14 protein-coding genes are annotated in these 15,906 nt (G+C 38.9%); 6 read left to right on the top strand and 8 right to left on the bottom strand.

Features of this window, described 5'->3' with window-relative positions; translation table 11 throughout:
- The first annotated feature begins 39 nt into the window (after positions 1–39).
- Entirely contained in the window at positions 40–690 is a 651-nt protein-coding gene (locus WG904_RS05670) for a DsbA family oxidoreductase (RefSeq protein WP_339578324.1), read from the top strand.
- An 11-nt stretch (positions 691–701) separates the two neighbouring features.
- On the opposite strand, the gene WG904_RS05675 is transcribed toward WG904_RS05670, so the two are convergent.
- Both WG904_RS05675 and mfd read right to left on the bottom strand, forming a co-directional pair.
- Positions 702–914, bottom strand: a complete 213-nt coding sequence (locus tag WG904_RS05675; protein WP_431844414.1) for a DUF3820 family protein — start codon at positions 912–914, stop codon at positions 702–704.
- A complete protein-coding gene (gene mfd / locus WG904_RS05680; protein WP_339578615.1) occupies positions 914–4,249 on the bottom strand; it encodes a transcription-repair coupling factor in 3,336 nt (1,111 codons plus the stop codon). Before mfd ends, WG904_RS05675 begins: the two co-directional genes overlap by 1 nt.
- A gap of 142 nt (positions 4,250–4,391) precedes the next feature.
- Between mfd and WG904_RS05685 the strand changes: the two genes are divergently transcribed.
- From WG904_RS05685 to WG904_RS05700, 4 genes are all read left to right on the top strand, one after another.
- Positions 4,392–4,700, top strand: coding sequence for a DUF2752 domain-containing protein (locus WG904_RS05685; protein ID WP_339578325.1), 309 nt, complete (start codon positions 4,392–4,394; stop codon positions 4,698–4,700).
- Between the two features lie 2 nt (positions 4,701–4,702).
- Positions 4,703–5,065, top strand: coding sequence for a TM2 domain-containing protein (locus tag WG904_RS05690; RefSeq protein ID WP_339578326.1), 363 nt, complete (start codon positions 4,703–4,705; stop codon positions 5,063–5,065).
- Between the two features lie 118 nt (positions 5,066–5,183).
- Positions 5,184–6,281 carry a Nif3-like dinuclear metal center hexameric protein gene (locus WG904_RS05695; RefSeq protein WP_339578327.1) on the top strand — a complete coding sequence of 366 codons (1,098 nt, stop codon included), beginning with the start codon at positions 5,184–5,186 and terminating at the stop codon, positions 6,279–6,281.
- Positions 6,281–7,024, top strand: a complete 744-nt coding sequence (locus WG904_RS05700; RefSeq protein ID WP_339578328.1) for a zinc ribbon domain-containing protein — start codon at positions 6,281–6,283, stop codon at positions 7,022–7,024. Before WG904_RS05695 ends, WG904_RS05700 begins: the two co-directional genes overlap by 1 nt.
- 63 nt (positions 7,025–7,087) lie before the next feature.
- Here WG904_RS05700 and WG904_RS05705 read toward each other — a convergent pair whose 3' ends face one another.
- The 5 genes from WG904_RS05705 to WG904_RS05725 all read right to left on the bottom strand — a co-directional run bounded on the left by WG904_RS05705 (position 7,088) and on the right by WG904_RS05725 (position 11,381).
- The gene (locus WG904_RS05705; protein WP_339578329.1) at positions 7,088–8,245 is read right to left on the bottom strand and encodes a TlpA family protein disulfide reductase; all 1,158 of its coding nucleotides are present in this window, start codon (positions 8,243–8,245) and stop codon (positions 7,088–7,090) included.
- Positions 8,246–8,323: 78 nt separating this feature from the next.
- A complete protein-coding gene (locus tag WG904_RS05710; RefSeq protein ID WP_339578330.1) occupies positions 8,324–9,115 on the bottom strand; it encodes a TerC family protein in 792 nt (263 codons plus the stop codon).
- A 102-nt stretch (positions 9,116–9,217) separates the two neighbouring features.
- On the bottom strand, positions 9,218–10,312 hold the full coding sequence (locus tag WG904_RS05715) for a hypothetical protein (RefSeq protein ID WP_339578331.1): 1,095 nt from the start codon (positions 10,310–10,312) through the stop codon (positions 9,218–9,220).
- Positions 10,309–10,830, bottom strand: a complete 522-nt coding sequence (locus tag WG904_RS05720; RefSeq protein WP_339578332.1) for a hypothetical protein — start codon at positions 10,828–10,830, stop codon at positions 10,309–10,311. Before WG904_RS05720 ends, WG904_RS05715 begins: the two co-directional genes overlap by 4 nt.
- Positions 10,827–11,381 (bottom strand): RNA polymerase sigma factor, encoded by a 555-nt coding sequence (locus WG904_RS05725; protein WP_339578333.1) that lies wholly within the window; start codon positions 11,379–11,381, stop codon positions 10,827–10,829. Before WG904_RS05725 ends, WG904_RS05720 begins: the two co-directional genes overlap by 4 nt.
- A 148-nt stretch (positions 11,382–11,529) precedes the next feature.
- On the opposite strand from WG904_RS05725, the gene aspS reads away from it, so the two are divergent.
- Positions 11,530–13,275, top strand: a complete 1,746-nt coding sequence (gene aspS / locus WG904_RS05730) for an aspartate--tRNA ligase (protein ID WP_339578334.1) — start codon at positions 11,530–11,532, stop codon at positions 13,273–13,275.
- 81 nt (positions 13,276–13,356) lie between these two features.
- Here aspS and WG904_RS05735 read toward each other — a convergent pair whose 3' ends face one another.
- Positions 13,357–15,840, bottom strand: a complete 2,484-nt coding sequence (locus tag WG904_RS05735) for a M14 family metallopeptidase (RefSeq protein ID WP_339578335.1) — start codon at positions 15,838–15,840, stop codon at positions 13,357–13,359.
- Positions 15,841–15,906 lie beyond the last annotated feature (66 nt).

Consider the following 15,906-nt stretch of genomic DNA (forward strand, 5'->3'; position numbering starts at 1 on the left):
ATTTACCATTCCGAAACTTTACTAAACTACCTTTGTTTTATGAAGATAGAAATCTGGTCGGATGTGATGTGTCCGTTTTGCTATATCGGCAAACGCCATTTAGAAAAAGCGATAGAAACTGTTCCACATCGTGAGGAAATCGAAATCGAATGGAAAAGCTACCAACTTAATCCCGAATATCAAAACACCACAAACGAAAGCTTATACGCTTATTTAGCACGCGCAAAAGGGATGACGATTGAGCAAGCTAAACAGCTAACAGGAAATGTAGTCGAAATGGCGAGTAAGGCAGGTCTTGAGCTCGATTTTGAAAATAGTGTGCCCGCAAACTCTTTCGATGCACATCGCCTTCTTCATTTCGCAAAAGCTAAAGGATTGCAAACCGAGGCTGAAGAAGCCCTGTTTCACGCGCACTTTATAGAGGGAAGGGACATTGCAAATAAAGAAACCTTATCTGCCATTGGCCATAGCCTAGGTCTTGTAAAAACAGAAATTGATAGGGTATTAGCGGCAGATGATTTTGCCGAAGCAGTGCAATACGACGGCTACGAAGCTAAGCAAATTGGTATTAGAGGCGTTCCTTATTTCGTTTTCGATAGAAAGTATGCTTTATCAGGGGCACAGCCCATCGAAACCTTTAAAGCAGCAATTATACAGAGTTTTACGGAGTGGAAAGAGGCACGGGCTTAATTAATGACGGGTTATTTCTTTAGTGGTTGTAACAAATACTCCAGCCCATTAAGCTTAATCTCGTACATTGTAGCCAATAAAGTGCCCAATTTCCCGGGCGGAAAACCTTGCGACTGAAACCAAACTAAGTACGATTCGGGAAGCGAAGAAATTACCCAACCCTTGTACTTGCCGAATGGCATTTTCATCTTAACGAGTTCGAGGAGAAGGGTTGGGTCCATCATTAGATCAACTCTAACATTTCTATCGCTTCATCAACATTGTTAATGTTATCAAAAGCAATGCGTAAGCTATCTTTTATTTCTTTCAAGTTACATAATCGCGGATGTTGCTGCGCGAATGCCAAGATACGATTAAACACCTCAGAATCGAAGAACCGCGATTGTTTATCGCTAATAAAATATCCTCGCATTATATTTTTCTTAAAGCTTAGCTTTTCGAACCCTAAGCGCTTACCTACCCATTGTAAGCGTAATACTTTAAGCATTGCTTTAACAGGTTGCGGAACGGGCCCGAAGCGATCCCTAAGTTCTTGTTCAAATGCCACTAGCTGCTCATCGGTTTCTAGCTTCGAAAGCTCGGTATACAGGTTATAACGTTCTGTAATACTGGTCACATAATCATCAGGGATGTGTAGCTCTAAATCGGTATCCACTTGAGTAAAATTAATAAAAGGCCGCTGAACCTCATCTTTAAATAGATCCTTAAACTCTGCGTCTTTTAATTCTTGTATGGCCTCGTCTAAAATCTTATTGTACATCTCGAAGCCAATTTCTGCAATAAAACCACTTTGCTCGCCACCTAACAAATTCCCGCTTCCCCTGATGTCTAAATCGCGCATAGCGATGTTAAAACCACTTCCCAGATCAGAGAATTCTTCGATTGCACTTAATCTTTTGCGGGCTTCGTTGGTAAGGGTAGATAACGGCAAGCTTAACAGATAGCAGAAGGCTTTTTTATTCGAGCGACCAACACGACCGCGCATTTGGTGCAAATCGCTCAGCCCAAACATGTGCGCGTGGTTAATGATAATGGTATTGGCGTTTGGAATATCTAATCCAGCCTCGATAATTGTTGTGGCCACCAGCACATCTTTTTCTCCATTGATAAAATCGAGCATCACATCTTCGAGCTGATCGCCGTCTAATTGGCCATGGGCGATACCGATTCTTGCTTTTGGAACCAAACTTTGTATTAATCCGCCAAGTTGTTTCAAATCATTTACACGGTTGTGGATAAAAAAAACCTGTCCACCCCGATCCAATTCGAATTGCACCGCTTCTTGAATTAATTTATCATTAAAAACGTGCAATTCTGTATTTACAGCCTGTCTGTTGGGTGGTGGGGTACTCATGATCGACAAATCTCTTGCGCCCATTAACGAAAAGTGTAACGTTCTTGGAATAGGTGTAGCAGTTAATGTTAAGGTGTCTACATTTACCCGTAAAGCACGTAATTTCTCTTTTGCCGCAACCCCAAACTTCTGCTCTTCATCGATAATCATGATCCCAAGATCTTTAAATTTCACATCTTTACTTAGCAAACGATGCGTTCCAATTACAATATCGACCTTTCCTTGCGCCACTTTTTCGAGCGTTTCTTTTATTTGTTTACTGCTTTTAAAGCGATTAATATAATCTACTGTACAGGGAAACTCTTTTAAGCGAGAAGAAAAAGTTTTGAAGTGCTGTAAAGCCAAAATGGTGGTTGGCACCAATACCGCAGCCTGTTTTCCGTTCGCTACCGCTTTAAAAGCTGCGCGAATAGCAATTTCAGTTTTGCCAAAGCCTACATCACCACAAACCAAACGATCCATCGGATGGGGGGCTTCCATGTCCTTTTTTACATCGGCAGTTGCCTTAACTTGGTCGGGCGTATCTTCGTAAATGAAAGAAGCCTCAAGTTCGGTTTCTAAATAACCATCTGGACTAAAAGCCGTTCCAACTTGTGCTTTTCTCATCGCATATAGCTTTATGAGGTCTCGGGCAATGTCTTTAACTTTTTTTTTTGTGGTCTTCTTCAGCTTGTCCCAAGCCTCAGTGCCTAGTTTATTCATTTTAGGCTGTGTGCCATCTTTGCCACTAAACTTGGCGATGCGATTTAGCGAATTAATGTTAACATATAGTAAATCGTTATCGGCATACACCAAGCGAATCATTTCTTGTGTTTTGCCATTAACTTCTACTTTCTCTAAACCAGCATATTTTCCAATACCATGATCAATATGCGTTACAAAATCGCCAGGCTTTAATTCTCTTAGGTCTTTTAAGGTGATGGCTTGACTACGCTGGTAGCCTTTTTTAAGCTGGTACTTATAAAAACGATCGAAAATCTGATGATCGGTATAAAAAGCTACTTTTTGTGTGGGATCTAAAAAGCCTTCTCTAAGCGGAACATTTACCGGAGTAAACTTGGCCGTTTTATCGATATCGTCTAAAATAGCATATAAGCGCTCGGTTTGCTTAGTCGAGTTGGTGAAGATAAAGTTATGAACGCCCTGACTTTCGTTCTCCTTCAAGTTTTTAATCAACAGATCGAAATCTTTATTGAAAGAGGGTTGAGGCTTGGTCTCAAAATTAAAAACGGAAGAAGTTTGATAAAAAAACTGCTTTCCGAATTCGACCAAAGTAAAATCCTGGAATAAATCGCCCAACATTTTCTCGTCGGTAAACGAAAATTTAGGATCAAGCCAGTTTGGATTTTGCTGTTTATCAGCTACACCTAAGGCTTTCCAAAGCTCAACCGCTTTTTTGTACCCACTTTTAACAATATCTAAGGTGAACTCAACATCTTTAAACCAAAGCTGGGTGTCTTTTTCAATATAATCTAATAAACTGATGTTGTTCTCAGTTAAAAACTTAGCTTGAACATTGGGCACGATCGTTAAGCTCTTCACTTCATCGACAGATAGCTGGCTTTCGATTTCGAAAGTTCGAATGGTTTCTACCGTATCCCCAAAAAATTCAATTCGATAAGGGAGTTCGTGAGAGAATGAAAAAATATCTACAATCCCGCCACGAATAGAAAATTGCCCCGGTTCGTATACAAAATCTGCTCGTTCAAAATCGTAATCGAATAAGAATTCGTTAATAAAATCGATGCCCAAGTTAACGCCAACACTAATTTCGAGCGTGTTCTTTTCTAAGACCGATCGGTCTATCACTTTTTCCGCTAATGCTTCGGGATATGTAACTACAATCTTTCCGTATTCTGAGCGATGGTTGAGCTCATTTAATACTTCTGCCCTTGCCAGAACATTTGCCGTATCAATTTGCGTAAATTCGAATGCTTTGCGAAATGAGGACGGAAAAAGGAGTACCTCTTTATCTAAAATGCCCTCTAAATCGGATAAGAAATAGGCGGCTTCCTCTCTGTTAGGTAGGATAAAGAGTTGGGGTTGATGAAGCAAAAAATAGCTTGCAGTGGCGATTACAGCATCGGCAGCACCCACCAATCCCCTTAGTTGAATTTTATTTCCTTTATCTTGGTTAAGCGCTTGTGCGAAACCAACAACCCGCTCATCAGTTTTGTATCTACTAATTAGATCCCGAATATTCACTATACAAAGATAAACCTTACACACCAATTCTTCTAGGAATACAGGCATTTTGTCGGATTTTTTTTACCTTTCGTCGAAATTGCCGGTTTTTCAGTAACAAAGGGATTGACCTAGCTTCTAATTAGTATATAAACAAGAAACAATGAACATTAAACGCTTCCCTTTAGAATTGGTTTTCTGGATTTTAGCTTTGGTGTTATTGGCAACTGCCGATCCTCATGCACACCATTTTAGTCTTTGCCCATTGGCAAATTTGGGGGTAGATTGGTGCCCAGGATGTGGTTTAGGAAGGTCGATAAGCGCTTTTTTCCAAGGCCAAGTAAGCGAAAGTTTAAACTTTCATTGGTTTGGCATACCAGCATTGTTGGTTATCGTTTATAGAGTAGTAACGCTAACTACATTAACAATAAAAAGATATAAAGAATTTAATTTAAACTATAAGGAGGATTAATCATGTTCGACTCGCAATTCATGGCATTACCGGGGATAACCCCAACAGAATACTCGTATTTACAAACCGCAACCAATGGTTTAAACGAGCAACAATTACGCACTTTTCTGATGATTTATTCAGGAAAACGCAAAAACCCAAGCGATATGCTGATTTTTTGTATCATCGGCTTGTTTCTGGTTCCGGGCCTTCAACGTTTCATTATTGGCCAAATAGGCATGGGTATTTTGTATTTATTTACTGTGGGCTTGTGTTTTATCGGGTCGATTGTAGATATCGTAAATCATAAAGAATTGGCATTTGAGCATAATCAACGCATGGTTTTCGAAAGCTTGCAAATGGTAAGAATGGGTAATTTTATTTAAATTAACAAGACGAGGATAAAGGAGCAAGGATTAAAGACTAGGCGCAAATTTAGACTGCCAAATCTTTGATCCTTGCTCTTTGTTCTTTTAGCTCGACAGAATTTGTTATTTTTATACGATGAAGCTATCAGAGATTACCAATTATTTAGAAAGCATCGCCCCGCTTAATTATCAAGAAGATTACGATAATTCGGGATTAATAGTTGGCAATGCAAACGATGAGATTACGGCAGCTTTAGTAGCCTTAGATTGTACAGAACAAGTTATAGACGAAGCAATCGCTCATCACTGTAATTTAATTATCACCCATCACCCCATCGTATTTAAAGGATTAAAAAAGTTTAATGGCAAAACCTACGTAGAGCGCGTGGTGCTCAAGGCCATTAAAAACAACATTGCTCTATACGCTATCCATACTAACTTAGATCATGTACATACAGGGGTAAGCGGCGAAATTTGTAAGCGATTGGGTATTATAAATGGTAAAATACTTGCACCTAAAGGCGGCTTATTAAGAAAACTGGTTACCTATTGTCCGACCGCATCGGCGGATGAAGTGAAGAACGCATTATTTGCCGCTGGGGCTGGCAGTATTGGCAATTACAGTGAATGCAGCTTTGGAAATGAAGGGATTGGCACATTTAAAGGAAACCAAGAAAGTAACCCCTTTGTTGGCGAGAAAGGGCTAAGGCATCATGAAACTGAACAGCGCATAGAGGTGGTTTTTAAGGTGCAAAATGAGCGTAAAATTATACTCGAACTGCTAGAAAAGCATCCTTATGAAGAGGTTGCTTACGATATTTATCCTATTTCGAATACTTTGGCTACCGTTGGCGCCGGTATGGTGGGCTGGTTGTGCGAAGAAATGGACGCGAGAGCATTTTTAAGCCATGTTAAAGAAAAAATGAACACTAAAGTTATTCGCCACACTTCACTACTTTCTAAGAAAATAAAGAAAGTTGCGGTTTGCGGTGGCTCTGGAAGCTTTTTACTTAAAGACGCAATTGCCGCAGGAGCGGATGCGTTTATTACGTCCGACTTTAAATATCACGAATTTTTTGATGCAGAAGATAAATTGATAATTTGCGACATTGGCCATTACGAAAGCGAACAATTTACTTCTAATTTGTTGATAGATAATATTCAAGAAAAATTTCGTAACTTTGCAATCCGTTTAACGGAGCATAATACAAACCCCATAAATTATTTCATTTAATGGAACAAACAGTAGAGCAAAAGCTAAAAGCTTTATACGAATTACAGAACCTACACACTAAAATTGATAAAATCCGCCAGATTCGTGGCGAATTGCCAATGGAAGTAGCTGATTTAGAAGACGAGGTTGCTGGATTAGAAACACGCATACAAAAAATCAAAGCTGAATTAGACGATACAGAAGATGCTATTGTAAATCGTAAAAACATGATTAAGGACGCACAAAACTTAATTAAAAAATACGATACACAACTGAAAGATGTAAAAAACAATCGCGAGTACGATGCCTTAACTAAAGAGGTAGAAATTCAAAATCTTGAAATTCAGGTTTGCGAGAAAAAAATTAAAGAGCACGGTTTCGAAATAGCTTCGAAAACTGAAATTTACGAACAGGCTTTAGCTAATATCGAAGCGCGTAAAGGCGATTTAGAACTTAAAAAAAGTGAATTGGAAACCATCACTGCAGAAACAGAAAAAGAAGAGCAAGGGCTATTGAAAAAAGCAGATAAAGCAGAAACTCAAATTGAGGAGCGTTTATTAACCGCTTACCACAGATTGCGTACCAACGCTGTTAATGGTTTAGCTGTAGTAACGATTGATAGAGATTCGTGTTCAGGATGTTTTAACCAAATTCCACCTCAACGCCAATTAGATATTCGCCAGCGTAAAAAGGTTATTGTTTGCGAGCATTGCGGCCGTATCTTAGTTGATGAGGCCTTAACACAAGAATTAGCAGAAGCTTAAGTTTTTGTTCGAATAAGATTAGAAAACCCTCGGCATTACGGCGAGGGTTTTTATGTTTAACGCTTATTGGTTAATTTCCTCTATTTTGGCGATGAGGTCGCCCTGTAGCTTGTCGCTGTATCCGCTAAAAGAAGCCGCCACTTTACCCTTTTTATCGATGATGTAAAAGGTTGGGATACTACTTACATTATATTTTTCTTCCAGTTTCTTTGGGTCTACGTAAATTGGATAATTTACATGATGTTGTTTTACAAACTTTAAAATGGCCTCTTTTTTTTCCCAAGAGTTTATACTGATCACCTCAACATTCGTATTTGCATATTTTTGATGTAGGGTGTTCATGGTTGGTACGGCAAGAATACATGCCACGCACGAAGTCGAAGTAAAATCGATTAACACAACTTTACCCTTTAGTTCTTTGCTTGATAGGGGTTTGCCGGAGGTGTTAACGAGCGACCATTCTGGGGCATCGGTTCCATTTGCTAATAGTGGCCTTTCGACTTCGTTTTTTTCGGGATTATAATCTGCAGGGATTTTAAATTGACTTAAATCCAAGAAGTTATTATCATTAATCTTATAGTTAGAAAAGGTTTGCTCTTGCCTATAGGTAATCATGCCCTCTACTTCATAACCTCCTTTACTTAATTTGCCGCACATACTTTTTTTTGTGCGTATGGGTAAGAAATTGGCTTTATTAAGGTAAATGTCGTAAATGGTATATTGATGCTCATTCCTAATTACAGTGTCATGGGCTATAATTTTGATATGATGGCAAGGAATTTTATTAATCAGCGTATCTGTTAAAGTTTTTATCTTGTTTGGAGCATTTGCATTAAACTCTTGCATAAGTTTAAGCCATCCAAACGTAGATTCGCGTTCGTGCAAAGAAAGGTTGGCGGAGTTGTCAATACGGTACGTTTTCTCCTTCGAATTTAGTCGCAACAGAGAAGAGCCATTAAACAGTACTTTCTTTTCGGTGGTAGTAAACTCAAATAGTGCTACATTCTCATTCTCAATAAGCCGTTTGCTTAGCTGCACATAAAAAATCTCTTGGCTTAAGTCTTCGGAGAAAAAATCTTTTGTTACCCTATTCTCGGCATAGCTTAAGTTTTTTATCGCACTAAGTTGCTGAACAGCTTTTTCTAAAACCGGAGATTGTGCTTTTATATTTTGTATAAATAGCGCAAATAAAATAAAGACTAAAGCTAGATTGCGTTTCATTACAGTAATGATACGCCAGAAAAACGGAATTCAAAGAGATTTAACAAAATTTAACTATAAGAACAATTCAGTATTATTTTACCCTTTTTCATCGACATTTTTCGGTACATTTCTTAATTTAACAGGCTTTTTGTGATTCTTTTTCATTTTTAGGTTTAACATTTCTACCAACACCGAAAAGGCCATCGCAAAATAAACATAACCCTTTGGAATATGCTGGTCTAAGCCTTCAGCAAGCAAAGAAACGCCAATTAACAATAAAAAGGACAGGGCCAGCATTTTAACCGTAGGATGGTTATTTACAAAATCGCTAATCGCTCCAGCCGAAATCATCATCACAATAACAGCAATTATTACAGCGGCAATCATAATTTCGATGTGCTCGGCCATCCCCACCGCGGTAATTACCGAATCCAAAGAAAACACGAGGTCGAGGACTAATATCTGTACAATTGTTCCTGCAAACGAATTAGCCTTCATATTGCTTTCCGATTGCTCATCGCCCTCTAATTTATTGTGGATTTCGTGCGTGCTTTTATAAATCAAAAATAGGCCTCCAATCAATAGAATTAAATCCCGACCTGAAATGGCTAATTTCTCTAGCCATTCTTGGTTGGTTATCCCAATCCAGTTGCCCATGTTAAATAAGGGAGAAGTGAGTCCCATTACCCAGCTTAGCGACAATAAAAGCAATACTCGTGTAATCATCGCCAAGGCCAAGCCTAGCTGACGTGCTTTTTTTTGCTGCGATTGAGGGAGCTTGCCTGATAATATCGAAATAAAAACGATGTTATCTATCCCTAATACGATTTCTAATATAGTTAAAGTTAATAGAGAGATCCAGGCTTCTGGGGTTGATAAAAAATCCATAGTTACGAAAATATATTGCGAATATAAAAAGAAAAGCCAAACACTTTGACAAACTTATAAAGTTTGTCAAAGTGTTTGGCTCGCGTTTATTTATGGGATTGTTTACTTAAAAATCACATGGGTATATTCAGATCTAACACTAACACTTTGTCCGCTATTATTATCGCCTTTGCCAATATCGCCCGTATAATTTCTCTTTGAAGAGTAACGATCTTCATCGCCGGTGGTTTGTCGCCTTACGTTTGCATTGGTTCCGTATTTAAATGAGCCATAGTTCGTAGCTACATTAAGCACCGCTTTAAATGCTGGATCAAACCCTAAGGAAACCGTGCTATAATCGGCCGTTACCGCAAAGCTCGAGTTAATATTATCTGCGCTCAATTTTGCATATTCAAGATTTACGATGGCTTTTCCTTTCACGCTTCCCAATTTAATGTTGGTATATTCTGCGTTAATGCTTAAGGTTCCTGCCGAACCAATGGTGGTTCCACTGCCATATTCGTGGCTAATCTTTGCTTGGTTAACACTTTTAATGTTCGCTTTTCCATATTCAACACGAATTACATTAGTGCTGCTTTTCAACTCGCCCGTGGTTAATGTGCCATACTCAACGGCTAATGTAGTTGGTCCGCTATAATCGCCAATTAGCAGATCTCCGTATTCTTGCGAAGCTTTTAAAACGTTTGCAGACGGCATATAAACCGTCATAAATACTTTTACTTCTCTTTTCTTACTGCCGCTAGTCCAATTGTTTTTTAGGTCGATGTCGGTCATAAAAGAAATTACATCCCCCGTCTTGTTTGTGCTTATCGATGTAAGATCCAGCAATTTTTGAGCCTCAGAATCGGTATTTGCATAGGCCTTAATTTCAGCATCCACCTTAATTTCATTTTTATCCCATGTTTTAATATTTAGTGCGCCATACTCATTTGATAAATTTATTTTATCGTTTTTATCGACGGCAAATGATTTGGTAAAAAGTTTAATTTTTTGCGGCGCTTGGTCTTGAAGGTTAGTAGACTGCTTTGTGTCTAAAACTACATTTACCAAAGGTGCTACCACTACAGTGGTGCTTACATCTGATGTAATCTTATTCTCTACGCTTACTATGGGTTGGGGGTTTGCGATTGATTGTTTTGCATTAACTTGTATGGCAAGCAGCAACAGGCTTGAAATACGTAAGAGGGTTAAAGTCATATGGTGTTCTCCTTTTTATATTGATTAACTTGATTGATTATCGATAATTGTTGACTAAGAATGTCTGCTTGAATGGCTAGATTTTTTATCATTTCGCTTACCACGGCATCTGGATCTGGGCTGGTTTGTAACTCTTTTTTAAGATCTTGATAATTTTCATCCAATTTTTTTAAATCGCCTACAAACTTTTTAAATAAATCTGGATTTTCTTTTGAGTAAAGCGCCAAACTATCTCTTTTCTCTTCAATTAAGCCGGCAAAATGAACCTCTTTTTTGCCATAGTCTGCACTTATATCCGCCACTTCAATTTCACTGTGCATTTTAGTGTAGGTATTATAAACGCCTATACTCATCACCAACAAAGCAGCAACACTAAGCCAACGATAGAATTTAATCGCTTTTTTTTTATTTTTCTTGTCGAGTTCTGCCTCTATTCGGCTCCATAGCTTATCTGATGGTCCTTTTGCCTCAAATGCTTTTTTGTTTTCTTTTATAAACCCCTCTAATTTGTTGTTCATCTTGCTACTCCGTTCATTTCTAATAAACTACTCAACTTTTTCTTTGCCCGCATATATTGCGAACGTGATGTGTTTTCTGTTATTTTTAATATATGCGCTATTTCTTCGTGATCGTATCCTTCAAATAAATAAAGAGTTAACACTAATCGGTATCCATCTGGCAGCTGGTTCATCGCTGCTTTTATCATCTCTATTTTTAATTGTACTTCGTCTTCACCGGCCGCAGACTCATCGTCGATCACATCTATACCCTCGATAGGTACAAGCTCAGCTTTACGCCTTCTCAAGTAATTAATAGACCGATTAATTACAATCTGTTTTAACCACAATCCAAAGGTTGTTTCCTGTCTAAAATCTGCAATGCGACTAAAGGCATCCAGAAATGCTTCCTGCAGAACATCTTCGGCTTCAGCTTCGTCGTTTACTATTCGAAGCGCCACATTGTACATAGCATTAGCATACAATTTGTAAATTTCAAATTGAGCATTGCGACTTCCATTTTGGCAATCGTTTACAAGAGCTACATGTTTATCTATATATGCTGTTTCCAAATGCTAAAGCGTTCTGATTAAAAGACAACGTAAATTTTAAAACGTTGCATCAAGGTAGAAATTTTTTTCTGTGTTAGACTTATGAGGCTTTAAGCCTTCGTAAGTCTAAAAAAATTCGGTATTTTTGCGGCTCAAAATTTGATTAAAAATGTTAAGAACAACAACTTGCGGCGCGTTAACGTTGCAAAACTTAGGCGAAAATGTAACACTATGCGGTTGGATGCAGAATTCAAGAGATTTAGGCGGGATGACTTTTATCGACATCCGAGATCGTTACGGCATCACCCAATTGGTTTTTAACATGAATGATAATGCCGATTTATGTGCGGGCGCACGTAGCTTAGGTCGCGAATTCGTAATTAAAGTAAGTGGAACCGTTGTAGAACGTTCTAATAAAAATATGGAAATCCCAACCGGGGAAGTCGAAATTAAAGTAAGTGCCTTAGAAATACTAAACGCAGCAAAATTACCACCCTTTTTAATCGAAGATAAAACCGATGGAGGCGATGATCTACGTATGAAATATCGTTATTTAGACCTTCGTCGCAACCCAATCAGAAACAACATGATTTTACGCCACAGAATGGCGCAATCTGTTCGTAGATATTTGGATGCATTAGACTTTATCGAGGTAGAAACACCTGTTCTAATTAAATCTACGCCCGAAGGCGCAAGAGATTTTGTGGTGCCTAGCCGAATGAACGGAGGAGAATTTTATGCCTTGCCGCAATCGCCACAAACCTTTAAACAATTGTTAATGGTTTCGGGGTTTGATCGTTATTTTCAGATTGTAAAATGTTTTAGAGATGAAGATTTACGTGCCGATAGACAACCCGAGTTTACGCAGATCGATTGCGAAATGTCGTTTATTGAACAGGAAGATATATTAAATACATTCGAAGGCCTAATTCGTACCTTATTTAAAGAGGTACGTAATTACGATTTGCCAGAAGTGCCACGTATGCAATATGCAGACGCAATGCGCTTGTACGGCTCAGATAAGCCAGATACACGCTTCGATATGCAGTTTGTAGACTTAACAGCTATCGTAAAGGGAAAGGGCTTCCCCGTGTTTGATAATGCAGAATTGGTGATTGCCATTAATGCCAAAGGCTGTGCACATTATACACGGAAACAAGTAGATGAGTTAACCGATTTCGTTAAGCGCCCTCAAATTGGAGCTACTGGTTTAATATACCTTCGTCATAGCGAAGATGGAACGTTAAAGTCGTCTGTAGATAAATTTTATAACGAAGAAGAGCTCGCAAAATGGTCGGCCGCACTTCATACCCAGCCAGGCGATTTAGTTTTAGTGATGGCGGGAAGCACTGATAAAGTGCGCAAACAATTAAGCGAACTGCGCTTAGAAATGGGCAGTCGTTTGGGCTTACGTGATAAGGACAAATTCTCGGCACTTTGGGTGCTTGATTTTCCTTTATTGGAGTGGGATGAAGAAACTGAACGCTACCACGCTATGCATCACCCTTTTACATCGCCTAAGCCAGAAGATATTAAGCTATTAGATACCGACCCTAAAAATGTTCGTGCCAATGCTTACGATATGGTGGTAAATGGAACCGAAATTGGAGGGGGGTCTATCCGTATTCACGATAGGACATTGCAGGCACTAATGTTTAAACATTTAGGCTTTAGCAACGAGGAAGCACAGAAACAATTCGGCTTTTTAATGGATGCGTTCGAGTTTGGCGCACCTCCACATGGTGGCATCGCCTTTGGCTTTGATAGGCTTTGCTCTATTTTTGCAGGTTTAGATAGTATTCGCGATGTAATTGCCTTCCCTAAAAACAATTCAGGCAGAGACGTAATGATTGATAGTCCGAGTACAATAGACGAGAAGCAATTAAAAGAATTAAAGATAAAAACGGATCTATAAGATAAGTTTTTAACCACATAGGTACATAGAACACATAGTTTTTAATTATTTTCGCTATGTGTCTAGGTACAATTAAATAATCTAGTTCACCAAGAACAACGCATTCGTGAACATCTGTTTCCCGTTTTCCCAAAATGAGCGGAATAATACATCGGTGCCTAAATAGATAATCGTTCCTCTGCCCGATTGCTGAACACCAAAAAGCAAGCCTACAGCTAATTTCTTTTTCACCTTTTCGCCTGCAATGCCGGCCATGTAACTGTTATCCTTTAATGTGCCTATATTCCATCCCTTCTCTAAAGGCTCATAGATTTTCTCGTCCGTTTTTAACGTATAATAGTACTTGCCAAGGCCTAAGGCTAGGGGGTGACTTTGGTCTAAATTAACTTTATAAATCGCTCCCGGAATAGAATTCTCTAAATCATCTTTATCTTTCTCAGCATATCTACGTTGATTGATCTCCTTCTCTTCTTTTTTCGGATATTCTTTCTTTTTGATGTCAAAAGGCTTTTTACCAATTACTGAATTAATGGCATCTTCTATTAGCAATAGCTTACCACCGGCATTAATCCAGCTATTTAATTGATCGCCTATTTTATCGCTATACGACCCGTCTGGTAAAATTAGCGTATTAATTTTATTAATATCGAGATTAGTAAGGCTCTGGGTGCTGATCATCGTAATAGGATAATTTAGTTCTTGCTCAAAAAAGTGCCAAACCTCTCCCACGCCCTGTGAGGAAACTTCTTGCCCGGTAACCACGGCAATTTTTGGCGCGGTTAGAAGCCTGTAAACAGAAGAGCCAAAATCTTTCCCCTTCTCTACGTAACCGCTGCTTATCGGATAAAAAGTGGTGTTATGGTTCCTCGCTACATCAGCCAATAGGGTTAACAAATCTTTATTTATTTTTTCATTTTCGCTTCTGTAAATTAGCAAAGAACCCGATTTATAAGCCTTACCACCGATAGTGAAGTCTTCTTCAGCCAAACGTACTTTTACTTTTCTTTTTTGCAGGGCAACCAAGGTTTGCGCATCAGCAACGGCATTCCACGGTATTACCCATGCATAGGGTTTGTTAATAACGGGCATTACTTCTTTTTTTTCTTCAATAAAATTAAAGTTTCCTGTTATCGCTTCTTTAACCCCATAAGCATTTAATCCATATGCATAAGGTAGGGCCCAAGCGGTAATGTCGTAAGTGTTCGAATCGGTAACAAACGTTTGTGGTTCGAAGAGCACATTCGCCATAACAGAATGGGGTTGTTGCAGGTTTACAATTAAATCATTTCGTTCAACTTTAAATGACTCAACTTTTTGTGTTTCGTAATTATAACCATTTACAGTTTTATCGCCGCCAAAAGCAATGCTAATCTGGTTTCTTTTTAACAGATCGGCCATTTTACGTAAGCGCTCAATATTTTGCGCTTTAACGATATAGGTTTTATAATTGCCGGGAGGATTAATTGCACTCTGATCGAAATACTTTTTAAACTCGCTCAACAATTTATCTGAATGTGTAGCAACCGTTTCTATGGTGGCCATCGAGGTCGTAAAGTGATGGTCTATCCGGTCTTTTAAGGTTAAAGTATCGCCATCAGTCGTTGTAATGGCTAAACCAGCTCTAATTCCCCCTTGTTCGTAAGTCATGCCAATTGCGCCATTGTACAAAGGATAGGTATCGCCATACGAAGGATATAATAAATCGAACCGCTCCTTGGTAAAATATTGCCAGCCATTTATGTCGAAGTACCTTGCATTGTTTTTGCCAACGGTTATTTGGAACTCTCGCTGCCATGGAGTAATGTCTTGATGAACAGGTTCTGCTGCGGGCGCAAAATAATAGGGTTCATTGTAACTTTGCTCATGAAAATCTACATGTACTTGCGGTAGCCAATGATGATAAGCTACCAAGCGTTGTTGCGTTTCTACCTGTGTTTGCCAAGCCCAATCTCTATTTAAATCGAAGTAATAATGATTTGGTCTTCCGCCTGGCCAAGGCTCACTATGTTCTCTAGCCAAAGGGTCTGGATTTGGCACTTTGTCGCTTACCATATTAAAGTAGCTTACATAGCGCTCTCTACCATCGGGATTTAAACACGGGTCGATAATTACTATTGTATTTTTTAGCCATTGCTTGGTTTGCTCGTCTTTTGCTTCTGCTAAGGTATACAAAACGCGCATTGAGGTTTCGGTTGAGTTAGCTTCGTTACCATGAACATTATAGCTCAGCCATAAAATAGCAGGCTGTTTTGGCACTCTAACTACATTTTTATCGCCACTTGCCAAACTTAGGTTATTGACTCTGATCTGCTCTAAACGGCTCATGTTCGATTCATCAGAAACAACGGCAAGCAATAGCTCGCGGCCTTCGTAGGTTTTTCCATAGACCTGAAGTCGGATATTTTTTGTTGTAGCAGCAACTTTTTTAAAATAATCCACTACTTTTTGATGTGGCGTAAAACGACTACCTAAAGGATATCCCAAAAATTCGTCGGGAGAGGGCGTTTGTGCGTTTGCGACAATTGTAAGAAAGAGTAATGCAGAAAGCGAGATTAATTTTTTCATAAACGATATGTGTATGCTTTAACAAAGTGCTTTGCACCGTACTATTACTTTGTCAAAGCTTTAATA

The sequence above is a fragment of the Pedobacter anseongensis genome (genome assembly GCF_037482965.1).
GTDB lineage: Bacteria > Bacteroidota > Bacteroidia > Sphingobacteriales > Sphingobacteriaceae > Pedobacter > Pedobacter anseongensis.